The organism is Luteimonas sp. GW821-FHT14E02 (assembly GCF_058803905.1).
The window spans coordinates 316,655-341,715 of sequence record NZ_JBXAPK010000001.1 but is presented as its reverse complement, the minus strand read 5'-3'; the positions used below and the strand labels follow the sequence as shown (position 1 = coordinate 341,715).

At 67.2% G+C, this 25,061-nt stretch carries 23 protein-coding genes; 16 read left to right on the top strand and 7 right to left on the bottom strand.

From position 1 onward, the window contains the following. Nucleotides 1–32 precede the first annotated feature (32 nt). The 4 genes from AC1RNP_RS01425 to AC1RNP_RS01410 form a co-directional block, all read right to left on the bottom strand. Nucleotides 33–425 (bottom strand): hypothetical protein, encoded by a 393-nt coding sequence (locus AC1RNP_RS01425; RefSeq protein WP_493049429.1) that lies wholly within the window; start codon nt 423–425, stop codon nt 33–35. A 65-nt stretch (nt 426–490) separates the two neighbouring features. Then, a complete protein-coding gene (locus tag AC1RNP_RS01420; protein WP_493049428.1) occupies nt 491–1,252 on the bottom strand; it encodes an ankyrin repeat domain-containing protein in 762 nt (253 codons plus the stop codon). 106 nt (nt 1,253–1,358) lie between these two features. Next, on the bottom strand, nt 1,359–2,354 hold the full coding sequence (locus tag AC1RNP_RS01415; protein WP_493049427.1) for a Tle-like phospholipase domain-containing protein: 996 nt from the start codon (nt 2,352–2,354) through the stop codon (nt 1,359–1,361). 88 nt (nt 2,355–2,442) lie between these two features. Then, nucleotides 2,443–3,480 (bottom strand): hypothetical protein, encoded by a 1,038-nt coding sequence (locus AC1RNP_RS01410; RefSeq protein ID WP_493049426.1) that lies wholly within the window; start codon nt 3,478–3,480, stop codon nt 2,443–2,445. Nucleotides 3,481–3,604: 124 nt separating this feature from the next. On the opposite strand from AC1RNP_RS01410, the gene ggt reads away from it, so the two are divergent. Beyond that, nucleotides 3,605–5,326 carry a gamma-glutamyltransferase gene (gene ggt, locus AC1RNP_RS01405; protein WP_493049425.1) on the top strand — a complete coding sequence of 574 codons (1,722 nt, stop codon included), beginning with the start codon at nt 3,605–3,607 and terminating at the stop codon, nt 5,324–5,326. Between the two features lie 46 nt (nt 5,327–5,372). Beyond that, nucleotides 5,373–6,410 (top strand): hypothetical protein, encoded by a 1,038-nt coding sequence (locus tag AC1RNP_RS01400; protein ID WP_493049424.1) that lies wholly within the window; start codon nt 5,373–5,375, stop codon nt 6,408–6,410. A gap of 33 nt (nt 6,411–6,443) precedes the next feature. On the opposite strand, the gene AC1RNP_RS01395 is transcribed toward AC1RNP_RS01400, so the two are convergent. Continuing rightward, a complete protein-coding gene (locus AC1RNP_RS01395; protein WP_493049423.1) occupies nt 6,444–7,931 on the bottom strand; it encodes an AAA family ATPase in 1,488 nt (495 codons plus the stop codon). A 242-nt stretch (nt 7,932–8,173) separates the two neighbouring features. Between AC1RNP_RS01395 and AC1RNP_RS01390 the strand changes: the two genes are divergently transcribed. The 13 genes from AC1RNP_RS01390 (at nt 8,174) to AC1RNP_RS01330 (ending at nt 21,568) form a co-directional block, all read left to right on the top strand. After that, entirely contained in the window at nt 8,174–8,800 is a 627-nt protein-coding gene (locus AC1RNP_RS01390; RefSeq protein ID WP_493049422.1) for a nucleotide-binding protein, read from the top strand. Between the two features lie 175 nt (nt 8,801–8,975). After that, entirely contained in the window at nt 8,976–9,452 is a 477-nt protein-coding gene (locus tag AC1RNP_RS01385) for a SixA phosphatase family protein (protein ID WP_493049421.1), read from the top strand. Nucleotides 9,453–9,454: 2 nt separating this feature from the next. Continuing rightward, entirely contained in the window at nt 9,455–10,072 is a 618-nt protein-coding gene (locus tag AC1RNP_RS01380) for a YceI family protein (protein WP_493049785.1), read from the top strand. 108 nt (nt 10,073–10,180) lie between these two features. After that, complete coding sequence (locus tag AC1RNP_RS01375) at nt 10,181–12,106, top strand: phospholipase D family protein (RefSeq protein WP_493049420.1); 1,926 nt, start codon at nt 10,181–10,183, stop codon at nt 12,104–12,106. 390 nt (nt 12,107–12,496) lie between these two features. Beyond that, nucleotides 12,497–12,697 (top strand): hypothetical protein, encoded by a 201-nt coding sequence (locus AC1RNP_RS01370; protein WP_493049419.1) that lies wholly within the window; start codon nt 12,497–12,499, stop codon nt 12,695–12,697. A gap of 39 nt (nt 12,698–12,736) precedes the next feature. Continuing rightward, complete coding sequence (locus tag AC1RNP_RS01365; protein WP_493049418.1) at nt 12,737–12,952, top strand: hypothetical protein; 216 nt, start codon at nt 12,737–12,739, stop codon at nt 12,950–12,952. Between the two features lie 68 nt (nt 12,953–13,020). Continuing rightward, nucleotides 13,021–13,452, top strand: a complete 432-nt coding sequence (locus AC1RNP_RS01360; protein ID WP_493049417.1) for a hotdog fold thioesterase — start codon at nt 13,021–13,023, stop codon at nt 13,450–13,452. 117 nt (nt 13,453–13,569) lie between these two features. Beyond that, nucleotides 13,570–14,328 carry a lysophospholipid acyltransferase family protein gene (locus tag AC1RNP_RS01355; RefSeq protein ID WP_493049416.1) on the top strand — a complete coding sequence of 253 codons (759 nt, stop codon included), beginning with the start codon at nt 13,570–13,572 and terminating at the stop codon, nt 14,326–14,328. Between the two features lie 43 nt (nt 14,329–14,371). Beyond that, nucleotides 14,372–15,385, top strand: coding sequence for a YheT family hydrolase (locus AC1RNP_RS01350; protein ID WP_493049784.1), 1,014 nt, complete (start codon nt 14,372–14,374; stop codon nt 15,383–15,385). A 229-nt stretch (nt 15,386–15,614) separates the two neighbouring features. Further along, nucleotides 15,615–17,678, top strand: coding sequence for a tetratricopeptide repeat protein (locus tag AC1RNP_RS01345; protein WP_493049415.1), 2,064 nt, complete (start codon nt 15,615–15,617; stop codon nt 17,676–17,678). A 12-nt stretch (nt 17,679–17,690) separates the two neighbouring features. After that, a complete protein-coding gene (locus tag AC1RNP_RS01340) occupies nt 17,691–18,308 on the top strand; it encodes a YbhB/YbcL family Raf kinase inhibitor-like protein (RefSeq protein WP_493049414.1) in 618 nt (205 codons plus the stop codon). 143 nt (nt 18,309–18,451) lie between these two features. Then, nucleotides 18,452–19,513 carry a GGDEF domain-containing protein gene (locus tag AC1RNP_RS01335; protein ID WP_493049413.1) on the top strand — a complete coding sequence of 354 codons (1,062 nt, stop codon included), beginning with the start codon at nt 18,452–18,454 and terminating at the stop codon, nt 19,511–19,513. 123 nt (nt 19,514–19,636) lie between these two features. After that, a complete protein-coding gene (locus AC1RNP_RS01330) occupies nt 19,637–21,568 on the top strand; it encodes an acyl-CoA synthetase (RefSeq protein WP_493049412.1) in 1,932 nt (643 codons plus the stop codon). Between the two features lie 54 nt (nt 21,569–21,622). Here AC1RNP_RS01330 and AC1RNP_RS01325 read toward each other — a convergent pair whose 3' ends face one another. Then, a complete protein-coding gene (locus AC1RNP_RS01325; RefSeq protein ID WP_493049411.1) occupies nt 21,623–22,459 on the bottom strand; it encodes a DUF4377 domain-containing protein in 837 nt (278 codons plus the stop codon). Nucleotides 22,460–22,586: 127 nt separating this feature from the next. Beyond that, complete coding sequence (locus AC1RNP_RS01320) at nt 22,587–23,393, bottom strand: undecaprenyl-diphosphate phosphatase (RefSeq protein ID WP_493049410.1); 807 nt, start codon at nt 23,391–23,393, stop codon at nt 22,587–22,589. Nucleotides 23,394–23,647: 254 nt separating this feature from the next. Between AC1RNP_RS01320 and glnA the strand changes: the two genes are divergently transcribed. After that, nucleotides 23,648–25,057: a type I glutamate--ammonia ligase gene (gene glnA, locus AC1RNP_RS01315; protein WP_493049409.1), complete on the top strand. Its 1,410-nt coding sequence runs from the start codon at nt 23,648–23,650 to the stop codon at nt 25,055–25,057. Nucleotides 25,058–25,061 lie beyond the last annotated feature (4 nt).

The following is a 25,061-nucleotide window of genomic DNA, read 5'->3' as shown; positions in this document are numbered from 1 at the left end:
AGCCGGGCAGTAGCTTTGGCTCGAATGAGCAGTTAGGCCTCATCCACCAGGCGGTTGAGGCCATAAGGATCGAACTCAAAGCCAAGCTGCTCCGTCATGAAGGCGCAGACGTGCCTCGCATCTTCCAGTGAAGGGACCTGGATTGCCTCGCACCGTAGAGATGTCTTGTACATCACTCCGGTTTCGGTCTGCACGGCGTAGTGGCTGACCTCGTCGATCGCCACCCGGACAGAGTGGTTTCTCAAGGGACCAATTGGCGTGCAGAGCTGAAACTCGTGGTTAGAGTCTTTTGCCTGGAAATAAGAGAACGACTCCCCAGCTTGTGGACGCATGGGCAGTTGGTGAGCAGCGAAGAGCGTACAAACAATATTTGGCGTTTCATCGCTCAGGTGCACCACATCAATCCAAATCTCGACTTCAAACAACGCGGGTCTCCTGTGAGGCCTAGTAGAGCTTCGGATGTCGTATCACGCGTGATTCGCTACGACGTTCAGCCCGCGCCGGCCTCAAGCGGAATCTGGTGCGCGCGCAGCCAGGCCACGACCGCTTCGCGGTTCTGCTTCGCCTCCGCGGTGAGCGATGCGGCCGGTGTCTTGAAGAAATAGGCCTGAAAGGTTGCGTCCTGGGCGTTGCGCGCATTCGGGTTGGCGCCGCGTTCGAGCAGCAGCAGCACGTGCTGGCCGGCATTGATCATGGCGGCGACATGTAACGGCGTGTTGCCGCCCCTGTCGGCGAGATCGGGCTTGGCGCCGTGTTCGAGCAGCATGCGGAATTGCGCGTCGGTGCGCGGACCGGCCGCGCCGCTCAGCGGCGGCGCGCCGGAGCGTTGGTGCGGAATGTTGGGGTCGGCGCCGGCGGCGAGCAGGCGCTTGAGATATTCCGGATCGTTGGCGATGGCCGCGGTGTGTACCACGGTGCTGCCGCCGAGGCCGTAGCGGTTGGGGTCGGCGCCGTTGTCGAGCAGGGCCTGCAGGCCGTCGACGTTCTGCGCGGTCAGGGCGTACTGCAGCAGGTTCGTGTGGTCCTCGGCCTGCGCGTTCGGATCGGCGCCCGCCTTGATCAGTTCGCGCACCCGCGCAGCATCACCATGCGCGGCGGCGTCGGCGAGTTCGGCGATCTTGGGATCGTGGAAGACCTTGTCGGCGTGCGGGGCGGTTTCAGCCTTGTCGGCGGCGGGCATGGCGTTCTCGCGGCAGGCGGTGCCGAGCAGTATGAGTGAAAGCAGCGGGGCGAAGAGAAGGGCGGAGCGCATGTCCGGAGGGAATCCATTGACCGGGAAGTGCGCAGCTTAAAGCCCCTTTGCCGTGGCGAAAGGGGGCGGTGAGTGCCACGCATCGCCGGGATGTCCGGCGGCTTGCCTACGACGCCCAGGGCCGCTGTTCTTCCAGTGCCTCGATCATGGTCGATTGCCGATGCAGATCGGCGACGCGCGCGGCCTTGTCCTGCAGGTAGTCGGCGGTGCGCCGCGCCATCTCGACTGGGTTCCAGGTCCATTCCGGCGCCTTGATCGGCGGCAGCGGGTCTTGGAGCGTGATTTCGTGGCCGGGCGCGTCCGGCATGATGCTGCTCAGCCCGGGCGTGTCTTCCTGCGCCGCGGTCAGCGGATCGCCGGCGACGTTGTAGCGGCGGATCAGCCCATCCTCGGCCTGCTGCTTGACGGCGCCGGGATCGAGACCGAGGCGCTCCATGGTCTTGTCGTGCACGCCGGAGGCGTCGAAGGTCACCGCCGGCACGCCGGTGGCGAGCGAAGTGATGCCGGCCAGTCCACCGCCGAGCGAATGCCCGGTGATGACGAGGTTGCCGTCGCGGCCGAATTCGCTGTTGGCCACCAGCTGCCCCAGCTGCACGGCCTGGTCGTACTGCTCGGCGTCGAAACCGAGGCCCTGCGGGAAGTTGGCGCCGGTCCAGTCCTGGGTTTCGTTCGAGCCGGAGAAGGCGAGGACGTAATTGCCGTCGCCGTTGGTGTAGACGCCGGCGCGGAAGCCGGTTTCCGGTGTTTCCAGCAGCGCGGGATCGATGCCCGCGGCTTGCAGATCGGCATCGCTCACGCGCGTCCAGTTGCCGACCTGGGTGGTGTTCGGGTCGTAGGCGGCATTGGCGATCTGCATCAGATCGAGGTCGATCGGCTTGCTGTCCTGGCCGCGCACCTCGCTGGCGAAGCCGGTCGCGGTGGCGCCGCCGGGGCCGGTCTTCGGCGTGAAGTTGGCCTGCAGCCCGGCGATGGCCGGGTGGTAGGACGGTTCCGGCAGGGACGGCTGAGTCGCCGCGGGTGGTTCCGGCGGTGGCGGCGGCGGGGGAGGCGGTGGCGGAGGCGCCAGCAGGTGCGATGCGCCGTTGATCGGTCCCAAGCCCATGTGCGTCTGCCCCCGGAGGAATCCTGGACATGTTCTAAATCCGCCGGAGCCGGGCGGACAAGCTGGGGCGTGCCCTAGCTCGGGAGAATCAGCCAGGTTGGGCGCCGACCGGGAAGTCGTCCAGTTCGCTCAACGGGATGCGCACGATCTGCTGGGGGCCGTCGCCGCCGTCGTACTGGCTCGATCCGTTCTCGTAGGTCACCCACAGCTCGTCGCCCACGATGTTGAGGCCCTGGGCCCAGCTGTCGAGCTTGCCGTTGTCCACGTCGATGCTGTCGCCGTCGGCGGCGAATGTGGTGTCCGTGCTTTCGATCGGCTGATAGACCAGCCGTTGCTCGCCGGTGCTGAACAGCAGGCCCTGCCCATCGTTGACCACCGTGACGCCCTGCGCGCGATCGGGCGCGGCGATCGGGCCGGACGGATTGTTCAGGCTTCCGTCGGCGCCGATCTCGAAGCGCCAGACGGCGCCGGCCGTGTCGGTATCGCCCGCGTCCTTGTTGTAGGTGCCGACGTAGGCGTAGTTCCCGTGCACGGTCATGAAGCTGGCATTGGAAACGAAACCGCTGTCGTCGGGAGCGGAGGGTTGGGGAATCACCTCCAGCGCCGGCACTTCGACGCGGCCGGTGGCGGGATTCACCGGCGCGCTGTCGATCTGCGCGCGTGAATACACATAGATGCCGTCGGTGTCGGAAACGTAGACGAAATCCCCGTTGGTGGCGACGCCGCCGCCATGCGTGGGCGCCTTGTACGCGCTGTCGCCTTCCGGGCCGAGCAGGGCCACTGAACGTTCCGCGCCGATCCTCGTGTCCTGGATCGACAGCAGCACGCCGCGTTCGGCGAGATCCGATTCCCGGAAGGGAAGTCCCTCGGGCGGAAGGTACTGGCTGTCGTCATAGCCGAGGCCGACGAAATCGGCCAGCGTCGACCGGTCGTGGTAGTAGTACGTGGTCAGCAGCTCGCCATTGTCCGCATATGCCTGGCCTTGCGGTGTCCAGCCCTCGTCCAGATGCACCAGTCCGGGCGTGAGGTATGTCTCGGCCGACGTCGACGGATTCCCGGCATCGGGAATGTCGTACTGCGTCGGAAGGTAAGGCGACGTCGGGCCGACAGGTCCGGGGACGGTCATGTGCCCTTCCTCAGGCTTTCGAACATGCCGGCAGGGTAGTGGGCGGCGTTGCCGGCGGCATCTGGGGAAAACCCCTGGAGCGAGGATACTGTGTCGTGTCCACGCATCCGAGAGGAGGCCGTTCATGATTCGTGTGTTGCTCGCTGGCCTGATCATCGCGCTCGGCATTCCGCCCGCATTCGCCGCCGACCGCATCACCGGCCAGCCTTTCGCCACCCGCAGCGAGGTCTACGCGCCGCATGCGATGGCGGCCACCTCGCAGCCGCTGGCCACGCAGATCGCGCTCGACACGATGAAGGCCGGCGGCAGCGCGCTGGACGCGGCGATCGCCGCCAATGCCGCGCTTGGCCTGATGGAGCCGACCGGCAACGGCATCGGCGGCGATCTGTTCGCGATCGTGTGGGACCCGAAGACGCGCAAGCTCTACGGCTACAACGGCTCGGGACGCTCGCCGAAGGCGCTCACGCTGGCCGAGTTCGAAAAGCGCGGGCTCACCGACATTCCGCCGCACGGCCCGCTGCCGGTCAGCGTACCGGGCACGGTCGATGCCTGGTTCGCGTTGCACGAACGCTTCGGCCGCCGCCCGATGCGCGAGAACCTCGCGCCCGCCATCCGCTACGCGCGCGAAGGCTTTCCGGTGAGCGAGGTGATCGCTTATTACTGGAATCTCTCGGTGCCGCGCTTGTCGAAATGGCCGGGGTTCAAGGAACAGTTCACCCTCGACGGCAACACGCCGGGGGAAAGACGCGCGCCACGCACGGGCGAAATCTGGAAGAACCCGAATCTCGCCGACACGCTCTCGAAGATCGCCGAGGGCGGCCGCGACGCGTTCTACACCGGCGAGATCGCGCGCGTCATCGACGCCTACTTCAAGGCCAATGATGGCTTCCTGCGCTATGAGGACCTGGCCGAGCATCATGGCGAATGGGTGGAGCCGGTCAGCACGAATTACCGCGGCTACGACCTCTGGGAGCTGCCACCCAACGGCCAGGGCATCGCCGCGCTGCAGATCCTCAACCTGCTCGAACCCTACGATCTGAAAAAATACGGTTTCGGCAGCCCGGAACACGTGCATCTGTTCGTCGAAGCCAAGAAGCTCGCCTTCGCCGATCGCGCCGCGCTCTATGCCGATCCGGACTTCTACAAGACGCCGGTGGAGAAGCTGATCTCGAAGGCATACGCGCAGGAACGCGGCAAGGGCATCTCGCTCGACAAGGCTGCGCGCGTGGTCGCACCGGGCATTCCGGCCCAGGTGAATGAAGGCGACACCATTTATCTCACCACCGCCGATGCCGACGGCATGATGGTCTCGCTAATCCAGTCCAACTATCGCGGCATGGGCAGCGGCATGGCGCCGCCGGGGCTGGGCTTCATCTTCCAGGATCGCGGCGAGATGTTCGTGCTGAAGAAAGGACATCCGAACAGCTACGCGCCGGGCAAGCGTCCGTTCCACACCATCATTCCCGCCTTCGTCACCAAGGACGGCAAGCCGTGGCTGTCCTTTGGCGTGATGGGCGGGGCGATGCAGCCGCAAGGGCACGTGCAAATCCTGCTGAACCTGCTCGACTTCGGCATGAACCTGCAGGAAGCCGGCGACGCACCGCGCATCCAGCACGACGGCGATGCCGAACCGACCGGCCAGAACACGGCGACGCGCGACGGCGGCGAGGTCGATCTGGAAAGCGGCTTCCCTTACGAAACCGTGCGCGCGTTGATGCGCAAGGGCCACAGCGTGCGTTTCGCCGACGGGCCGTATGGCGGCTATCAGGCGATCATGGTGAATCCGCATGGCGGTTATGTCGGCGCCAGCGAATCGCGCAAGGATGGGCAGGCGGCCGGCTATTGAGGCGATGACGTGGGATGATGGGATTCCGCATCCAGGTCGATGGCTTATGTCGCTGAAACCCTTGCTCGTTCCCGGTGTATTGGCTTGTGCGCTTGTCGCCGGCCTGTCTTCCGCGCAGATGCCGGACTTCGAGGCTTCCGACCAGGACGCCGCGGGCATCGGCGCCGCCGAGGGTTATCACCAGCGATTGTCCGCGCAGCTCGCGGCCAAGGGTGGCGCGCGAGAATTGGCGCTGGCGGCGCTGCTGCGCGGCAAATCCACCCAGGGCCAGATGCAGGCGGGTGCGCCGGCCGGCGACGAGCCATCGCAACCGGTCGAAGAAGACGCCGACGCGGACGCCTGGCGCAATCGCGCGGTAGCGGCGCCCGGCCGCGATCCGATCGCCGACCTGCTGTTGCTTGCCGCCGGCGGCCAAACGCGCCAGGAGGCCGCGGCCGATTGGGCGAAGGCGGAACCGGACAACGCCGCGCCGCTGCTCTACGGCGACCAGCCGGTCGACGCGCTGCTGGCGGCGTTGCGCGAACGCCAGCGCTTCGATTTGCACTACCTCGACATGGCGCGCTGGCTGACCCAGGCCTACGCCGGCACGCCGCCGAACGACCAGGAAGCCGCGGCGATGTTCGCATCTCCCGCCGAGCGCGAGACCTTCGCCGCGAATGCCGCGATGGGCCTGTGGGGCAGCGCCATTCCATTGCCGAGCTTCACGGAGTTGCTCTCCGCCTGTCGCGGCGCGGCGCTGACCAAAACGCCCACGCGCGCGGCCGATTGCCGGCATCTGGCGGAGATGTTGAGCGGCGCCTCCGATACCGCGATCGGTCGCGCCATCGGCAGCGGGCTGCGGGTCGATACGGCTGCTGACGAAGCCGCGCGTGCCGCCGCCGAGGACGCGCGTCGCAGCGTCGCCTGGCAGCTGCGCCAATTCGGACAAACCACCAGCGCGCAACCGGACAACGGCGCCGCGCAGCTCAAGCGGCTGCTGGCCGACACTTCCATCCACACCGAGATCGACCTGATCGCGCGCGTGTTGAAGGAAGCGAACATTCCGCTGCAGCCGCCCGCCGACTGGCGGCCCGAGCAGCCCTGAGTGCATCGCAAGATGGACTAGTCCGGAACTGGACTAGTCCGCCGACACCGTCCGCTCGCGCGCCCACTCGCGCAGCGCGCTCACCTGTTCGGCCATCAGTACCGACAGCGGCCGCGTCTGCTTGAGCTCGGCGCGCAGCTGGAATTCGTTGAGCGGCGCCGATGCCGCGTGCGCGGCGTAGAGCGCCGAGACGATGGCCTGCTCGATCTCGGCGCCGGAAAACCCGTTCGCCGCTTGCGCCAGGGCCGCGAGGTCGAATTCCTCCGCCGTCAATCCGCGCTTGCGCAGATGCAGCGCGAAGATTTCGGCGCGCGCGTCCATATCGGGCAGGTCGACGAAGAAGATCTCGTCGAAGCGGCCCTTGCGCAGCAGTTCCGGCGGCAGCGCGTCCACCTGGTTGGCGGTGGCGACCAGGAACACCTGCGACTTGCGTTCGGCCATCCAGGTGAGCAGATAACCGAGCACGCGGCGCGACACGCCGCCGTCGGAGTCGCCGCCATCACCGGCCAGGCCTTTCTCGATTTCGTCGATCCACAGCACGCACGGCGCCAGCTGTTCCGTGGAGGCCAATGCCATGCGCAGGTTGCGCTCGGTCTCGCCGTGGAACTTGTCGTAGAGCGTGCCGAAATCCAGCCGCACCAGTGGGACGCCGAATCCACCAGCGACCGCCTTGGCCAGCAGCGACTTGCCGCAGCCCTGCACACCGAGCAACAGCACGCCCTTGGGCGGATCGAGTCCGGGTGGCGCGTTGCCTTCGACGAATACTTTGCGGCGCTGCTCGATCCAGCGCTTCAGGCGCTTCGCGCCGGCCACGTCGGCGAAGCGCGCGGTGTCGTATTCGTAATGCAGGTGGCCGCTGCGGTTGAGCAGTTCGAACTTGAGCTTGGCCAGCTCCGGCAGGTCGTTCGCGTTGAGCACGCCGTCGCGGAAGATCAGCTGGCGGGCGATGCGGCGCGCGTCGGTCAGGCTCAGGCCCTGCAGGTTGCGCACGATCTGGCGCACCGCGTCGGCGTCCACTTCCACGCGTTTGCCGCCGTTCTCGGTGGCGTAGGCGCGCGCCTCGTCCTGCACCAGCTTCAGCAATGCGTTCGCGTCGGGCAGGCGCGGGGCGAAGCGGGTGGCCAGGGTTTCCAGTTCGTCGGGCAGCTCGATCTTCTGGCCGACCAGCACCAGGCAGTGCGGCTGGCAGTCGCGGCGCTGCAGGATGTCGCGCAGCTGGCGCTGCGTGCCGGCGTAGCCGAGGTAGGGATGGAAATCGAGCAGCAGGTACACGCCGCGCTGCGAGGCGTTGCGGATCGCCGAGAGCGTGGTGCCGGTGTCGGGCGGGGTCTCGGGCGGGTCCTCGTTGTCGAGGTCGATGCGGCGCAGGCCCTCGGTGATCGACCAGCGGTACAGCGCGCGCCACACGTGCAGCAGCGATTGCCGGAACAGATCGATCACGCGGGCTTCGTCCGGCGTCTCGATCACGATCAACGGCGTGCCGGCACGGATCAGTGCGGCGAGGTCCTGCAGTTCGCTCATGCGCGGGGTCGGTTGATCGTGGTCCTTGGAGCGCGGCGACGATAGCAGAAGGACACCCGGGACGGTCGGCCGTCATCGCAACTTCGAGGGAGCCGTGCAGGCGGCATTCCGCCTGGGATCGCGGCTTTTGCCGCCGTGAGGCGCCGCGAAGTCATGGTTCCGGCGTCGTGGCCCCGCGCCTAGGGCGCGTGCGAATCGTCTGGTGTACGCTCGCGGTTCGTTTCCTTGAGCGGAGGTTGCGCATGAAGACGGTGCTGGTGGCCAGTTCCAAGGGGGGCGTCGGCAAGACTACGATCGCGACCCATCTCGCGGCCCAGTCGGCGTTGGCGGGACTGAGCACCGTGTTGGTGGATGCGGACCCGCAGGGCTCCTCGACCCGCTGGGCCGAGCGCCGCGCCGGCCTGCAGAGCGCCGTGCTGCCGATCGACGGGACCCGCCGCAGCTGGCACAAATCGGTGCCCGAGGATGCCCAGCGCCTGGTCATCGACGCCGCCGCCGGTGCCATGCGGGAAGACCTCGACTCCCATCTGGACGCCGCCGACATGGTGGTGGTGCCGGTGCAGCCTTCGGTGCTGGACATCGACGCCACGGTCAACTTCCTCAATTCCCTGGCCAAGCACCCGCGCGTGCGCAAGGGCCAGACGCGCGTGGGCCTGGTCGGCAACCGCCTCAAGCCCTGGACCAACGCCTCGCAGCAGGCCCTCGACCTGCTCAAGCAATGGCCCTATCCGGTGGTGGCGCAGCTGCGCGACAGCCAGGCCTACGTGATGCTGACCGGGCTGGGCAAGAGCCTGTTCGACTACAACTCCGCGCAGGTGCGCCAGCACCAGGAAGACTGGCAGCCCTTGCTGCGCTGGCTGAAGAAGTGAAGGAGCGGGACGCGATGCGACCCGTCGATTGGCGCGCCATTCCCGAGAAAGCGGGCGTCCAGCGACGTTGCGGGCCGTGATCGGATTCTTCGCGAAAGGCTAAAGACACTCGATTCCCGCTTTCGCGGGAATGACGACGGTAAACTCTCAGCACCCTGCCGCTTCACGGCCCTCCATGCGCGAACTGATCCTGCTCCGCCACGCCCACGCCGAACCGGTCGCTCCGGGCGAAACCGACCTCGACCGGCCACTCTCGGCCGAGGGCGCCGCGGAGGCCGAAGCCGCCGGCCGCTGGCTGCACGAACACAAGCTGGTGCCGGACCGGGCGCTGTGCTCGCCCTCGCGGCGCACCCGCGAGACGCTGGAAGCGGTGCTGGGCGTGATCGGCTATGTCGATCAGCGGCTGGAAACGGACATCTACGAGGCGTCCTCCGGCGCCCTGGCGGCGCTCGCCGATGCCCATCGCGACGTCGACCGGCTGATGCTGGTCGGCCACAACCCGGGGCTGGAACGCCTCGCCGCCTTGATGCACAGCGGACAATCCGGTGACTACCGCGGCATGCCGCCGGCCGGGATCGTCGTGCTGACGCTGCCGGCGGATGCTGAAATCGAGCCAGGGATTGCCACGCTGTCCGCGTTCTGGTGGCCGTGAGCATGTTGGCGGCCATTTCTCGCCCGAGTGCCGGCGAGAAGGGGACGGCACGTCCGCCGCGCGTGCTGCGGCGGATGGCGGCCTGGTCCTGTCTGCTGGGCGCCCTGTTCGCGGCGCCGGCGGGCGCGGCCTCGATCGACACGACGAAGTCGGAAATCGGCTTCACCCTGCGCACGCGCTGGGGACAGGTGCTCGACGGCCGCTTTCCGCACTACAGCGGCGAGATCGCGGTGCTGCCGGACGGCCGCCATCAGGTGCGCCTGCAGCTGTCGGCGCGCGATGTCGAGATCACCGGCAACAAGACCTACACCAAGCTCACCCGCGGCCGCAGCTTCTTCGACGCCGAGCATTTCCCGACCATCGAGTTCGTCTCCGAACCGTATCCGGCGAGCCTGACCCTGGAAGGCGGTGCGCTGATCGGCGCGCTGCGCATCCGCGGCGTGCGTCGCAACGAGACGTTCACCGTCGAGCAGGCCGCCTGCCCGCGTCCGGCGCGCGACTGCGACGTGATCGCGCATGGCAGCATCGACCGCAATGATTACGGCGTGGACCGCTGGCGCTTCGCCCTGTCCGACCGTGTGGTGTTCCGCCTGCGCGTGCGCACCCTGCCAGAAGAATGAGAGGCGCAGGACCAGCGTTGCGGAGAAGCGGGTTGAGGAAGGCAGGTTGGGCAGGCATCGCCAGGGAGGGGCGTCCCGTTGAGTAATCGGGTGAAGACGAGTGGCGGGATGGGAGCGGGGCGGTGGCTGACACTGCTCCTCGCGCTCGCCTGCGCGTCCTGCGCCAGCCTCACGCCGGTGCAGCGCGATCGCGCGCTGCGCATCGCCGCCGAGGCGCGTTCCACCGAGATCACCTGCCAGGAACCGGACACCGCCTGCGCGCAGCCCTCGCCGCTGCGCGAACTGGCCGTGCGCGCCTACGGCGAGAGCGTGCCGGCCGCACCCAAGCATTACGCGCTGCTGCTCGACTACGGCCAGGACGCGCTGCTGGCGCGCCTGAACCTGATCCGCAGCGCCACCCGCAGCATCGATCTGCAGACCTACATCTTCGATGAGGACGACGCCGGCCACCTGGTGCTCGACGAACTGCTCGCCGCCGCCCGCCGCGGCGTGCGCGTGCGCGTGCTGGTCGATCAGCTCTCCGCGCTCAAGCGCGTCGACACCCTGGCGGCGCTGGCCGGCGTGCACGCCAATTTCGAACTGCGCGTCTACAACCCGGTGCTCGGGCGCGGGCGCATCAACTATCCGATGTACGCCTTCGCCGCGGCGTGCTGCTGGCGCACGCTCAACCAGCGCATGCACAGCAAGTTGCTGCTGATCGACGGCATCGTCGGCATCACCGGCGGGCGCAACTACCAGAACGATTATTACGACTGGAGCAGCGTCTACAACTTCCGCGATCGCGACGTGCTCGTGGCCGGCCCGGTGACGACGGAGATGTCCGTCAGCTTCGAAACCTTCTGGAACGCGCGCCGCACGCGCCGCATCGCCGAACTCGTCGACGTCGGCAAGCGCCTGCTCGACTACGGCGTGCCGGTGCTGCCGCCCAACGACTACGAACTGCCCGAGCGCGCGCAGCGCATGGCCCGCGATGCCGGCGACGAGACGCTGGTGCGCGATCGCCTCGCCGCCGCGGCGATGTCGGTGGAAGGCGTCGAATTCATCGCCGACCTGCCGGAGAAGCACCGCCGCAGCAACGAGAACGAGACCGCGCCCTCGGCGCGCCGCCTCCACGAACTGGTGGCCTCCACGCAGTCGGAAATGCTGCTGCAGACGCCCTATCTCGTGCTCTCGCCGGCCGCGCAGGACCTGTTCCGCGAACTGCGCGCGCGCAAGCCGCGGCCGCGCGTGGTCATCTCCACCAATAGCCTCGCCGCCACCGACGCCTTCATCGCCTACGCGCTCTCGTACAAGTACAAGCGCCGCTACCTGCGCGATTTCGGCTTCGAGATCCACGAATACAAGCCGTTCCCGCAGGATGCGCCGTTCGACGTGGAAGCCACCGGCGCGGTCGACATCCATTGGAACGACGACGGCACGCCGGTGATCAGCGATGCCGCGCCGGCCGGAGGCAAGACGGAAGCCAGCAGGCATGGCCGCGAGCGTCCGCTCGGGCGCGAATACTCGGCGCTGCGCTGGACCGGTTCCTCGGTCAACAAGCCGGTCAAGCTCAAGCGCGGCGGCACGCGCTTCGGTCTGCATGCCAAGTCGATGGTGATCGACGAGCGCATCGGCGTGGTCGGTACCCACAACTTCGACCCGCGCGGCGACCGCTACAACACCGAGAGCGCGGTGGTGATCGCCGATCCCGTCTTCGCACAGGCCCTGGCCAAGAGCATCCGCCGCGACATCGAACCGGCCAATGCCTGGACCATCGCGCGGCGCGACAAGCCAATGCTGTTCTCCGGCCTGGAGTACTCGCTGGCGAAAGTGTCGGAACAGCTGCCGCTATTCGATTTCTGGCCGGTGCGCTACGCCACCAGCTACGAATTCAAGCCGAGCCCGGACTGCCCGATGCCGTTGCCGCCCAATGATCCCAACTTCCGCCGCTGCTACGAGCCCGTGGGCGATTTCCCGGAAGTGAAGATGGGCTTGAAGGGCCTGCTGACGCGGATCTTCACCGCGTTCGGGGCTGGTCTGGCGCCGATTTTGTAACCGCCCACCAGATCGTCATCCCAGCGAAAGCCGGGACCCACTGTGCTGTTGCCTTTTCTGCGGCCACGCAAAAATCAAAATGGGTCCCAGCTTTCGCTGGGATGACGGGCGGTCTCTCGGTCAGAGCGCCAAGACCAGCTCCAGGGGCCATCTCCCGAGCACCACTTCGGCTGTAGCGGGGCTCGGGTTCCGGGATTTCATGGCGACTAGGCCATCGGTCATGGCAACCGTGCGCCATCCGGCCGCATCCAATCCCTTGATTCCACAGGCATGTGTCCCGGCCTCCACCCATGACTTTCGAGGGGGCATGACTTCCGGCACATGGTTCTGATGTTTAGGTGTTATACTTTACCAACACACCACTTCACTATCACTCCAACGGAGACCGCCATGAACCTGCAGACCCGCCCCGCCGCTTCCTCCACCGCCCTGGTCGCCGCCGCTCCCCACAACCGCCAGACCTCGCCGTCCGACTTCCGCCGCGAAGGCCGCGCCCGCGATTTCGGCATCGGCTACGGCCGCAGCAGCGGTTACGCCAGCAGCCGCCGCTACGCCAGCAACTGGGGCAACACCCGCTTCGAATTCTGCTGAAACCGACACTCGAACCAACATTTTCCCCCGGAGATCGTCATGAACCTGCACGCCCGCACCACGTTTTCCCTCGCCCTGGTCGCCGCCGCCGCCCGCAACCGCCAGACGCTGACCCCCGAGGCGCCCAAGCCTTCCGAGTTCTACCGCGAAAGCCGCGCGCGCGACTTCGGCATCGGCTACGGCCGCAGCAGCGGTTACGCCAGCGGCCGCCGCTACACCAGCGACTGGGGCAACGCCCGCTTCGAATTCTGCTGATCGGAACTACGCTCCGGTCCACGCGAAATGCTCTAGTCTGCGGCGCTTCCCCCTGATGGCGCCCCCACATGACCGGCAGCATTTTTCGCAAGACCGCCACACCGGAGGCCCTGAACGCCTCCGCCCGCAACACGGCGATGGAAGCCCTGGGCATCGTCATCACCGAAGTCGGCCCCGACTACGTGCGCGGCACCATGCCGGTGGACGCGCGCACCCACCAGCCCTACGGGCTGCTGCATGGCGGGGCCTCGGTGCTGCTGGCGGAAACGCTGGGCAGCAGCGCCGGCAACCTGTGCGTGGGCGAGGACGCGCTGTGCGTCGGCATCGAGATCAACGCCAACCACGTGCAGGGCGTGCGCGAAGGCACGGTGACCGGCACCGCGCGACCACTGCACATCGGCCGCAGTACGCAAGTGTGGGAAATCCGCATCGAGGACGAAAGCGCCCGCCTGGTCTGCATTTCCCGCCTCACGCTGGCGGTGGTGCCGCGGCGTGCCTGAGGCGCCACGCGACGCATGTACCGCAAAACACTGCATGCCGTGCATGATCTGTAGCCGGACTCTAACCCCGTTCGGTATCGTGACGACCCCCCACTGCCATCTAGCCGCCCTCTGTCCGTGCGCGCCCTGCGTTACCTGATCCGCGTTCCGTTCCTGCTGTGGCACATCTTCATCGATCTGCCGCTGGCATTGATTGTGATGCTGCCACCGTGGTGCGCGTGGCAGGTCGGCGGCACGCGGCTGGACCATCGCGTCATCCGTGCCTGGTCGGCGGGACTGATGCGCGTGTTCGGATTCCGCCTCAAGCGCATCGGCACGCCGGTGCCGGGCGCGGTGCTGTTCGTGGCCAACCACGTCAGCTGGGTCGACATCGTCACCCTGCACAGCCAGCGCATGATGGGATTCGTCGCCAAGCGCGAGATCGCCAGCTGGCCGCTGGTGGGCTGGCTGGCCACGCGCGGCGAAACCATCTACCACGAGCGCGGCAATCCCGAATCGCTGGGTGGCGTGATGGAGGAGATGCAGGCGCGGCTGCTCGCGGGCCGTTCGGTCGGCGTGTTCCCGGAAGGCCGCACGCGCGATGGTCACGCCGTCGGTCCGTTCCATGCCCGCATCTTCCTGGCCGCGGTGGAAGCCGGCGTGCCGGTGCAGCCGGTGGCGCTGTGCTACGGCAAGCAGGCATCCGCGCAGCACATCGTCGCGTTCGGGCCGAAGGAAAGTTTCTTCGCCAATTTCGTGCGCCTGGTCGGCGAGCCGTCGCGCGAAGTCGATGTGATCTTCCTCGAACCGATCACGCCGGAAGGCGCGGGCGGACGCCGCCGCATCGCGGAACTCGCGCGCGAGCGCATCGTGACTGCCATGGGGCAGGCGGACTGAGGCGGCGGCCGTGGACGTCTCGCTGCCGCTGCCCACCCCCGCATTGCCGCGGGAAAGTGATTACAAGCCGCCGCTGTGGCTGCGCAACCGGCACGTGCAATCGTTCCTGGGCGGCAGTCCGTTCCGGCGCGCGCACGGTGCGCGCGCCCTCGCGCGGCTGGGCGCGATCACGCAAGAACACCTGATCGACGGCGGCGACGGCGTGCGCCTGCACGGCCTGTACAGCACGCTGCCCGGATTGCGTCCGCGCGGCCTCGCCCTGCTGCTGCACGGCTGGGAAGGCAGCACCGAATCCAGCTACATGCGCACGACCGCCGTGCATCTGCTGCGGCGCGGCTTCGACGTGTTCCGCCTCAACTTCCGCGATCACGGCGACAGCCATCACCTCAACGAGGCGCTGTTCCACTCCAACCGCATCGGCGAAGTGGTGCACGCGGCCTGCGACATCGCGCGGCGCTTCTGGCCCGAGGCTGGACCGCAGCGCCCGCTGGTCGCGGCCGGCTATTCGCTCGGCGGCAACTTCGCGCTGCGCCTGGCCGTGCGCGCGAGCGCGGCCGGCCTGCCGCTGGCGCGCGTGGCCGCGGTGTGCCCCGTGCTCGATCCGGCCAAGACGATGCTCTGGATGGAAGAGCACGCACCAGCGGTCTACCTGCGCTACTTCGAGAAGAAATGGCGCGAATCGCTGCAACGCAAGCGCGCGTTGTTCCCGGAGCAGCACAATTTCGACGACGCCACCTTGCGCCTGCGCATGCGCGAGCTGACGCAGTGGCTGGTGCAGCGCCACACCGACTTCGAAACCCTCGACCATTATTTCGACGGCTACAGCATCGCTGGCGATCGCCTGGCCGCGCTGGACGTGCCGGCCGACATCCTCACCTCGGCGGACGATCCGGTGATCCCGGTCGAGGATTTCCACGCGCTGGTGCCGGCACCGGCGATGACGGTGGAGATCGCGCGTTGGGGCGGGCATTGCGGCTTCCTGGAGAACGCGCGGCTGGATGGGTTCGCCGAGCGTTGGGTGGCCGAGCGGTTGACGGGCTCCGCGCCGATTGCCTGAGGCGCCAGAGTTGTCATTCCCGCGAAGGCGGGAATCCAGCGACTTCCGTCAAGGCTTGCGCGATCGTCCCCCGAAAGACACTGGATTCCCGCCTTCGCGGGAATGACGAGCAAAAACAACTGCGCCTTGGGAATGTGACGGGCAAAAGCCAACCGCGTCCTCGGGCAGGCCGTCCGGGCGGGGCTAGACTATGCGGTTCCGGGCCTCCGCCCGTCATCGCAGGAAGCCCATGCAAGCACGGATCTACGACGCCCTGCGCCGCGGCGCCCATGCCGAGGCACTGACGCTGGCGCGCGACGCCATCGCCGCCACGCCCGATCAGCCGCAGGCACATCGCTGGCTGGCGCTGGCCCTGGACGCCGGCGGCGACCGTGACGCGGCCCTGGCGAGCATCGATCGCGCCATCGCGCTGGCGCCGGAGGATGCCGACCTGCATTTCCAGCGCGCCGGTTTCCTGCTCGGCAAGCGCGACGTGGACGCCGCGCAGGCGGCGCTGTCGCAGAGTGTGCAGCTGGATCCCAACCAGTTCGGCGCCTACATCCTGCAGGCGCAGCTGGCGATCGCGCGCGGCGATCTCGACGAATCGCAACGCCTCGCCAGGCTGGCCGCGCGCATCGCGCCGGGCCATCCCTGGCTGCGCATGATCGAAGGCACGCGGGCGCTGCAGCGCGGCGACGCCGATGCCGCGCTCTCGCTGCTGTCGAGCGCCGCGCGACAGGCGCCGGACGATACCCAGATCCGCTACGTGCTCGGCTTCGCGCATCTGCAGAAAGGCCATCTGGCCTTCGCCGAGCACGCGTTCAAGAGCGTGCTCGGGCAGCTGTCCGATGCCGACAACCTGCGCGCCCTGATCGCGGACCTGCAGCGCCAGCAGGGCCGCGTCGACGATGCCGCGGACACGTTCGCGCCGCTGGCCGCCGCCGCCGATGCGACGCCGGCGATGCAGCGGCTCGGCGGCCAGCTGGAACTGGCGGCCGGACGCGTCGATCGCGCACTGCCGTTGCTGCGCGCGTCGCTGGCGGCGCAGCCGGAGGACCCGCTCACGCTGGCGGCGATCCTGGAAGTGTGGCAGCGCACGGGCGATCGCGACGACGCCCGCCGCACGCTCGACGCCGCGCTGGCGACCTCGCCGCAGGTGGAAGGCCTGTGGCGCGCGCGCGTCGCCGTCGAACCGCTCGATGGCGAGGACGTGCTGGCGGTGTTCGACCGCTGGTTCGCCGCCTCGCCCAATGCGCTCGCGGCGCTCGATCTGCAGATGCGCGTGTACACCACGCGCGGCGACGCGGCGCTGGCGGAAGCCACGGCGCGCCGCATCATCGAACAGCAGCCGGATCACGTGCCGGCGCAAAGCTGCGTGGCCGATGCCCAGCTGCGCCGCGATCCGAAAATGGCGGTCGCCCATCTCAACGACCTGATCGCCAGGACCGAGAGCGAGGACTTGCGGCGCGTGTATCGCGGCTGGCTCGGTCTCGCCCAGGACGCCGCCGGTTATCGCGACAAAGCGGTGCAGACCTGGCTGGCATTGCAGGACGACACCGCCGAACAGCGGATGCCGCCACCGGAACCGACCACGTCCTCCGCGCCGCTGCCGCCACTCACCGACATCATCCCCGGCACGCCACCGGCCGTGTTCCTGATCGGCCCGCCGGGCACGTCGGTGGAACGCATCGCCACGCTGCTGGCCGGCTGCATTCCGGCGTTCCGCGGCGATCGCTTCCAGGCGGAGCCGCCGCGCGATGCGCTCCAGCAGTTCAACACCTATTCCCGGCTCGCCAGCGGCGAACTGGCGACCGCCGACGTCGCGCAAAGCTGGTACACGCAGCTGCCCGCGCGCGGCCTGCCCAATGCCCAGATCATCGACTGGCTGCCGTGGTGGGACAACGCGCTGCTCGCCGTCCTGCGCGCGCACATCCCGCAGGCGGGCCTGCTCATCGCGCTGCGCGATCCGCGCGACATGCTGCTCGACTGGCTGGTGTTCGGCGCGCCGTTCCGTTTTATCTCCGCCGATGATGCGGCGCAGTGGCTGGCGCGGCATCTCGAACAGATCGTCGCGATCGAGGAAGGCGACCTGTTCCGGCGCACGCTGCTGCGCATGGATGCCATCGTCAACGACGAGGCCGCCGTGGCGCAGGTGCTCGGCGAAGTGCTGCAATCGCCATTGCCGCCGCCGCCGGCCGGCATGTTCGGTGCGCCGCGTTTCGCCGCCGGCCGCTGGCGCGATTACGCGCAGGTGCTGGCGCAACCGTTCGCGACGCTGGCACCGGTGGCGCGAAAACTGGGTTATTCCGAATAGAAGGAGCACCGCATGCGCATCTCCAGCAAGAGTTTCGAACACGGCCGACGCATCCCCGCGACGTTCGCGATGGGCGCGCCCGATGGTTTCGGCGGCAACCGGAATCCGCAGCTGTCATGGAGCGAAGTGCCGGCGGAGGCGAAATCCCTGGTGTTGCTGTGCGTCGATCCCGATGCGCCCGCCGATCCGTCGCTGGTCGGCAAAGAAGACGTTGAGATTCCCGTCGATCATCCGCGCGGCCAGTTCGCGCACTGGGCGATGGTCGACATCGCGCCGGACGTGCGCGAGATCGCCGAAGGCGGCTGCAGCGACGGGGTGACCAAGCGTGGCAAGCAGCATCCGGACGGCCCGTCCGGCGCACGCCAGGGCCGCAACGATTACACCGGCTGGTTCGCCGGCGACGCCGACCTTGGCGGGGATTACTTCGGCTACGACGGCCCGTATCCGCCGCCGAACGATCTGCGCGTGCATCGCTACTTCTTCCGCCTGTTCGCGCTCGACGTGGCAAAGCTCGATCTGCCGGAGGGATTCACCACCGCCGACGTGCAGCGCGCCATTCAGGGGCACGTGATCGCGGAGGCCGCGACCTACGGCACCTACACGCTCAACGCCAAGGCGAATGTGCCTTGAAAGATGCCCGGGCGCACCGGCCCGGGATTCATGAACAAGGTCAGCAGACGTTCCTCGGAACGTCGTCGATGAACGCGCCGCGCCGACTGTGCCATTCGGCAAATTGGGCTAGCATGCCGCCGTAGCTACGGGGATCGCCGACCATGTCCTACCAACGCAGTCTGGAGCGTCTGGTCGATGCTGTGCAGGAGCTGTCGCTCGCGCGTGATCTCGATGCGGTAACCGCCGTCGTCCGCCGCACCGCGCGCGCGCTCACCGGCGCCGACGGCGCCACCTTCGTGCTGCGCGACGGCGACGAATGCTACTACGCCGACGAGGACGCCATCGCGCCGCTGTGGAAGGGGCAGCGCTTCCCGATGTCGATCTGCATCAGCGGCTGGGCGATGCTCAACCGCAGCGCCACCGTGATCGAGGACATCTATCTCGATCCGCGCATTCCCCACGAAGCTTATCGCCCCACCTTCGTCAAAAGCCTGGTGATGGTGCCGATCCGCACGCGCGACCCAATCGGCGCGATCGGCAACTACTGGGCGCAGACGCATCGCGCCACCGACGAGGAAGTGCATCTGCTGCAGGCCCTGGCGGATTCGGCGTCGGTGGCGATGGAAAACGTGCAGGTCTATTCCGAACTCGAACGTCGCGTCGAGGAACGCACGCAGCAGTTGCATGCGGAGATCTTCGAGCGCCGCCGCGCGCAGGAGGAGGTGCACCGGCTGTCGCAGACCGACGAACTGACCGGCCTGCTCAATCGGCGCGGCTTCTTCGAACAGGCCGAGCACATCTATGCGATGTTGCGCGATCGGGGCGAGAGCTGCAGCCTGATCTACGCGGATCTGGACGGACTCAAGCGCGCCAACGACGTGGCCGGCCACGCCGCCGGCGATGAATTGATCCGCGCCGCGGCGGAGCTGTTGCGCCACGTGTTTCGCGAAGGCGACCTGCTGGCGCGCATCGGCGGCGACGAATTCGTGGTGCTCGCGGCGGGCTATGCGCCCGTTGCCGACGAACTGCGCCTGCGCATGGCGGCGCGGGCGCAGACCTGGGAAGCCTCGTCGAAGCTGCAGGCCGCACCACAATTCAGCATTGGCGTGGTCCAGGCGGTGAACGGCAGCGACGCCACGCTCGACCAGCTGATCGCCGAGGCGGATCGTTCGATGTACGCCGACAAGTGCCGGCGCCGGGAAGGCGCCACGGCGGCGCGCTGACGCGCATTCCCCAGCGCTGCATTCCGATGCGCGCCGGATCCGGTGACGGCCTCGTGCGCCGCGTCGTGCTAGCGTCAGGCAACTTTTATCGAGTACGGCACAGGGGGCTGTGTGGGCGGGATCGTGAGTCAGCGTGATATCGAACGCGTCGAGGCCGAAGACCCGTCGCCCGACCTTCCCGAAAGTACCTATGCGCTGATCGGCCGCGCCGCTACGCAACGCCCCGACGCGCCCGCGCTGTCGTTCTTCCTGCAGCTCGACAATTTCCGCCGCCCGGAGACCTGGACTTATCGCCAGTTGTTCGCGCGGATCACCCAGACCGCAAACCTGTTCCATGCCCTCGGCGCGGACAAGGACACGGTGATCGCCTATGTCTTGCCCAACCTGCCGGAAACGCACTGGACGATCTGGGGCGGCGAGGCGGCCGGCATCGTGCTGGCGATCAATCCGCTGCTGGAGGCGGCGGCGATCGCGGAGCTGCTGGACACCGCGCAGGCCACGATCCTGGTCACGCTGGCGCCGTTTCCGGGCACCGATCTCTGGCAGAAGGTGCAGCAGGCGATCGCGCAGGCGCCGTCGTTGAAACACGTGCTGTCGATCAATCTGGCCGATCATGTCCCGGGCATCAAAGGCTGGATCGCGAAACGGCTGCAGCGTCGCGAGGAGAAGCGCTTGCATGGCAGGCGCGGCGTCGCCGGCGCGTTGCCGAAGCATTTGGACGTGCGCGACTTCAAGACCGCGCTCGACGAACAGCCCGCGGATCGCTTGCGCAGCGGGCGCACCATCCGGGCGAGCGACTATTCCTCGTTCTTCTGCACCGGCGGCACGACCGGCACGCCGAAGATCGCCATGCGCCGGCATGGCAACGAGATCGCCAATGCCTGGAGCGCCGCGCAGACGTTCGGCGATGTCTTCAAACCCGACGTCACTCTCTTCTGCGGCTTGCCGCTGTTCCACGCCAATGCCGTCTTCGTCACCGGCCTGCTGCCGTTCTCGCAGGGCGCGCACGTGGTGCTGGGACCGCCGCAGGGGTATCGCACGGAAGGGCTGGTCAAGCGGTTCTGGGAGATCGTCGAGCATTACCGCATCAATTTCTTCTCCGGCGTGCCCACCTTGTACACCGGCCTGTTGCAGCTGCCGGTGGAGGGCCGCGATCTGAGTTCGCTGCAATTCGGCATCTGCGGCGCGGCGCCGCTGCCGCTGACGGTGTTTCGCGAATTCGAAGCGCGCACGGGCCTGAAGATTCTCGAAGGCTATGGCCTCACCGAAGGCAACTGCGTCAGCAGCGTGAATCCGCCACTGGGCGAACGACGGCCGGGTTCGATCGGTTTGCGCCTGCCCGGACAGCGGATGAAAGCCGTGCAGCTGGACGAGGACGGTAACTACGTGCGCGATTGCGCGGCGGATGAAGTCGGCGCGTTGCTGATCAGCGGACCGAACGTCTTCGCCGGTTATCGGATCGCGGCGCAGGACAAGGGGCTGTGGGTCGATCTGGGCGACGGCAGGCGCTGGCTCAATACCGGCGATCTCGCGCGCCAGGATGCGGAGGGTTATTTCTGGCTGACCGGCCGCAAGAAGGAGTTGATCATCCGCGGCGGCCACAATATCGATCCGGCGATGATCGAGGACCCGCTGCATCGCCATCCGGCGGTGCAGACCGCCGCGGCGATCGCGCGGCCGGATGCCTATGCCGGCGAACTGCCGGTGGCCTACGTCCAGCTCAAGCCCGGCGCTGCGGTCAGCGAAGAGGCGCTGCTGGAATTCCTGCGCGGCGAGATCGCCGAAAGAGCGGCGCTGCCCAAGCGCGTCCGCATCCTCGACATCATGCCGCTGACGCCGATCGGCAAGATCTACAAGCCGGCCTTGAAGCGGCGCGAAGCCGAGGACGCCTTGCGCGCCGCCCTGGACGAGGCGGGCCTGGCCGTCTACGAACTGCGCGTGGAAGACGACAAGCTCGGCGGGCTGGTGGTCTACGCCACGCCTGGCGACGGCGTGGCGCCAGATGACGTGCGGCAGGTGCTGGAACGCTTTCCGCTGGGCGTGCGTTTGCGGTAGCCCGCGGCGGCTGCCGGGACGATGCATCGACATCGTCCCGGCGGATCAAACCGCTTACTTCGTGTCGGGCACTTCGCTCTCGACCACCATGTCGAGCACGTACACCACCGAAGACGCGTCGGCTGGTGGATTCTTGCGTTCAAAGCGCTTCACCCGCACGACGTCGCGCTGACCGTCGATGTGCTCGTAGCCCTGGATGTCCTCGTACAACGGCTGCCACTCGGCCTTGGCGGGTTTCTGCACGCCGTTTTCCGCGTACTCGCGCTCGCGCACCTGCAGGCATTGGTAATTCGGGATCAGCGGGTGTCCGCACGGCACGCGCTTGGTGGCGACTTCGAAGAACTGGATCTTGCCCGGGCCGCCGTAACGCGTTTCCGGCGTCGGTTCGCCGGTGAAGGTCAGCGTGTCGCCGTTGCCCGACACCAGGGTGAGCTGCGGCGCCTCGGCGTTGTCGCCGATGGTCGTTTGCAGCTTGCCCTTCAGGCGCGCGCTGATCTCGCTGTCGAGTTGCATGAACGACGAATCGACGCAGGCCATCAGGGTGGAACCGATCTTCTCGCCGACCTCGATCGCGCCCTGGTGTTCGGTGTAGTTGCCGAACAGGCGGTTGCAGCCGCCGCTGATGTTGAACCGGCCATCGGCGAAGGTCAGCTGCAACGGGCGCTTCGGATCTGTGCCGGGCTGCAGCGTCGCGATCGGCTGGCCTTTGCCGTCGACGGCCTTGCTCAGACGCCAGTAATAGCCGGACAGCGTGACGGCGGGCTGCGTAGCCGAACCGGCCTGTGTCGTGGATGGCTGCGTGGCCTGCGCTTCTGGCGAAGCGGGCGGCGTGGTGCAGGCGGCCAGCAGCGCGGTGACAAACAGGGAGGCGGCGAGGGCGGTCTTCGTCATGGCCTTGCGTCTTTTCGAAGGAGGAGAGCCAGGATCAACGCGTGGTGCCGTGGATCGGGGTCATCGGGTCATCCGGCGCCGCCGAAGCGTTCAGTCTTCGACCGCCCGTGCTTCGACCAGTCGCGACTCAGTGCGCCACTGGCAGGAACCACAACAGCGCCACGCCGAGCACGGCGCGATAGATCGCGAACGCCGTGAAGCGATGCGACTGGATATAGCGCAGCAGCCATTTGACCGCGATGAAGGCGGTGACCGCCGAGGCCACGAAGGCGATCGTCAGCGCGCTCCAGTCCTCGTGCGCGAGGCCGCCGCTCTTGTAGACGTCCAGCAGTTCGTAGCCGGTCGCGGCGAACATGGTCGGGATGCCGACCAGGAAGGCGAACTCGGTGGCCGCGACACGGTTGGTGGTGCCGAACAGCAACGCCACGAAAATCGTCGCGCCCGAGCGCGAGGTGCCCGGAAACACGCCCGCGACCACCTGCGCGATGCCGACCAGAATGGCGACGGTCCACGTGATCGCGCTGCGTTCGCCCAGCACCTGCGCGCGCTTGGCCGCGAAATGCTCGGCCAGCACCATCCACACGCCGCCGAGGATCAATGCCCAGGCGATCGGCTGGATCGTGTCGGGCAGGGTCCAGCCGAGTTTCTTGACCAGCAGGCCGCCGGCCGCGGTCACCGCGAATGCCACCGCGAGCTTCAGGGCGTAGTCGCGCTGCGCCGGTTCGCGCAGGCCGACCAGCAGGCCCCACAGGCGCTGCCAGTAGATCAATACCACCGCGAGGATCGCGCCGGCCTGGATCGCGATGTTGAACAGGTCCGAACGGTGGCCCAGCCAGTGCTCGGCGATCAGCAGATGGCCGGTGCTGGAAATGGGGAGGAATTCGGTGATGCCTTCGATGATGCCCAGCAACAGGGCGGCCAGGAGGTCGGACATGTAAGAAATGGGGGAATCGGGGAAACAGGGCAGCACAGAGGATAGCAGTCGCGCCATGACGCACCGCTTTGGTGCAAACGGGCGCCAGAGATGCCCTCAAGAGGTGCTCAACATCTCAAAACCCTTCATCTGGCTTTAACAATCAAGGGCTTGCGAGCGAAAACGACGTTGGCATGACTTGTGCTTTGTAACTCTTGTCTCGGCCTGCCGGCCGCACGATTCCCCCTTTCACTTTCCACCGGATCACAAACAACATGTCCATCGAACACGTCGAAAAGCTCGTCAAGGATCACAAGGTCGAATTCGTCGACCTGCGCTTCGCGGATGTCCGCGGCGTGCAGCACCACGTCACCTTCCCGAAGTCGATCATCGAGCCCGGTCTGTTCGAGGACGGCAAGATGTTCGACGGTTCCTCGATCAGCGGCTGGAAGGGCATCAACGAATCCGACATGGTGCTGCTGCCCGATCCGGACACCGCCTTCCTCGATCCGTTCACCGCAGATCCGACGCTGGTGCTCAGCTGCGACATCCTCGATCCGGCGACGATGCAGGCCTACTCGCGCGATCCGCGCGGTGTCGCCAAGCGCGCCGAGGCCTATCTGAAGTCCAGCGGCATCGCCGACCAGGCCTTCTTCGGTCCGGAGCCCGAGTTCTTCATCTTCGATTCGGTGCGCTATGCCAACGAGATGGGCCACACCTTCTTCCACATCGATTCCGAAGAAGCGCACTGGAACTCGGCCAAGGAATATGAAGGTGGCAACAGCGGCTACCGTCCCGGCATCAAGGGTGGGTATTTCCCCGTGGCGCCCCTGGACTCGCTGCACGACATCCGCGCCGAGATGTGCAAGACGCTCGAGCAGGTCGGCATCGAAGTGGAAGTGCATCACCACGAAGTCGCCAACGCCGGCCAGTGCGAGATCGGCACCAAATTCAACTCGCTGGTGAAGAAGGCCGACGAGCTGCTGACGATGAAGTACATCATCAAGAACGTCGCCTTCCGCAATGGCAAGACCGCCACCTTCATGCCCAAGCCGATCGTCGGCGACAACGGCAGCGGCATGCACGTGCACCAGTCGCTGGCCAAGGGCGGCGTCAACCTGTTCAGCGGTGACGGCTACGGCGGCCTGTCGCAGACGGCGCTGTGGTACATCGGCGGCATCTTCAAGCATGCGCGCGCGATCAACGCCTTCACCAACTCCACCACCAACTCCTACAAGCGCCTGGTGCCGGGCTTCGAGGCGCCGGTGATGCTGGCGTACTCGGCGCGCAACCGCTCCGCCTCGTGCCGCATTCCGTATGTGAGCAATCCGAAGGCGCGCCGCATCGAGATCCGCTTCCCCGATCCGATGCAGTCCGGCTATCTCACCTTCGCCGCGCTGATGATGGCGGGCCTGGACGGCATCAAGAACCAGATCGATCCGGGCAGCCCGAGCGACAAGGACCTGTACGACCTGCCGCCGGAAGAGGAGAAGGGCATCCCGACCGTGTGCCACTCGCTCGACCAGGCGCTGGAAGCGCTCGACAAGGATCGCGAGTTCCTCAAGGCCGGCGGCGTGTTCTCCGACGACTTCATCGACGGCTACATCGCGCTGAAGTTGAAGGAAGTCACCGCGTTCCGCGCGGCGACCCATCCGCTCGAATACCAGATGTACTACGCAATCTGACATG

What these genes read in the sequence shown, in the direction of transcription:
- AC1RNP_RS01365 (WP_493049418.1), top strand. Translation starts at nt 12,737, where the DNA reads ATGAACCTGCACGCCCGCACCACGTTTTCCCTCGCCCTGGTCGCCGCC.
- AC1RNP_RS01345 (WP_493049415.1), top strand. Translation starts at nt 15,615, where the DNA reads ATGCAAGCACGGATCTACGACGCCCTGCGCCGCGGCGCCCATGCCGAG.
- AC1RNP_RS01335 (WP_493049413.1), top strand. Translation starts at nt 18,452, where the DNA reads ATGTCCTACCAACGCAGTCTGGAGCGTCTGGTCGATGCTGTGCAGGAG.
- AC1RNP_RS01415 (WP_493049427.1), bottom strand. Translation starts at nt 2,354, where the DNA reads ATGGGCTTGGGACCGATCAACGGCGCATCGCACCTGCTGGCGCCTCCG.
- ggt (WP_493049425.1), top strand. Translation starts at nt 3,605, where the DNA reads ATGATTCGTGTGTTGCTCGCTGGCCTGATCATCGCGCTCGGCATTCCG.
- AC1RNP_RS01370 (WP_493049419.1), top strand. Translation starts at nt 12,497, where the DNA reads ATGAACCTGCAGACCCGCCCCGCCGCTTCCTCCACCGCCCTGGTCGCC.
- AC1RNP_RS01375 (WP_493049420.1), top strand. Translation starts at nt 10,181, where the DNA reads ATGGGAGCGGGGCGGTGGCTGACACTGCTCCTCGCGCTCGCCTGCGCG.
- AC1RNP_RS01385 (WP_493049421.1), top strand. Translation starts at nt 8,976, where the DNA reads ATGCGCGAACTGATCCTGCTCCGCCACGCCCACGCCGAACCGGTCGCT.
- AC1RNP_RS01420 (WP_493049428.1), bottom strand. Translation starts at nt 1,252, where the DNA reads ATGCGCTCCGCCCTTCTCTTCGCCCCGCTGCTTTCACTCATACTGCTC.
- AC1RNP_RS01390 (WP_493049422.1), top strand. Translation starts at nt 8,174, where the DNA reads ATGAAGACGGTGCTGGTGGCCAGTTCCAAGGGGGGCGTCGGCAAGACT.
- AC1RNP_RS01395 (WP_493049423.1), bottom strand. Translation starts at nt 7,931, where the DNA reads ATGAGCGAACTGCAGGACCTCGCCGCACTGATCCGTGCCGGCACGCCG.
- AC1RNP_RS01340 (WP_493049414.1), top strand. Translation starts at nt 17,691, where the DNA reads ATGCGCATCTCCAGCAAGAGTTTCGAACACGGCCGACGCATCCCCGCG.
- AC1RNP_RS01400 (WP_493049424.1), top strand. Translation starts at nt 5,373, where the DNA reads ATGTCGCTGAAACCCTTGCTCGTTCCCGGTGTATTGGCTTGTGCGCTT.
- glnA (WP_493049409.1), top strand. Translation starts at nt 23,648, where the DNA reads ATGTCCATCGAACACGTCGAAAAGCTCGTCAAGGATCACAAGGTCGAA.
- AC1RNP_RS01360 (WP_493049417.1), top strand. Translation starts at nt 13,021, where the DNA reads ATGACCGGCAGCATTTTTCGCAAGACCGCCACACCGGAGGCCCTGAAC.
- AC1RNP_RS01325 (WP_493049411.1), bottom strand. Translation starts at nt 22,459, where the DNA reads ATGACGAAGACCGCCCTCGCCGCCTCCCTGTTTGTCACCGCGCTGCTG.
- AC1RNP_RS01410 (WP_493049426.1), bottom strand. Translation starts at nt 3,480, where the DNA reads ATGACCGTCCCCGGACCTGTCGGCCCGACGTCGCCTTACCTTCCGACG.
- AC1RNP_RS01320 (WP_493049410.1), bottom strand. Translation starts at nt 23,393, where the DNA reads ATGTCCGACCTCCTGGCCGCCCTGTTGCTGGGCATCATCGAAGGCATC.
- AC1RNP_RS01380 (WP_493049785.1), top strand. Translation starts at nt 9,455, where the DNA reads ATGTTGGCGGCCATTTCTCGCCCGAGTGCCGGCGAGAAGGGGACGGCA.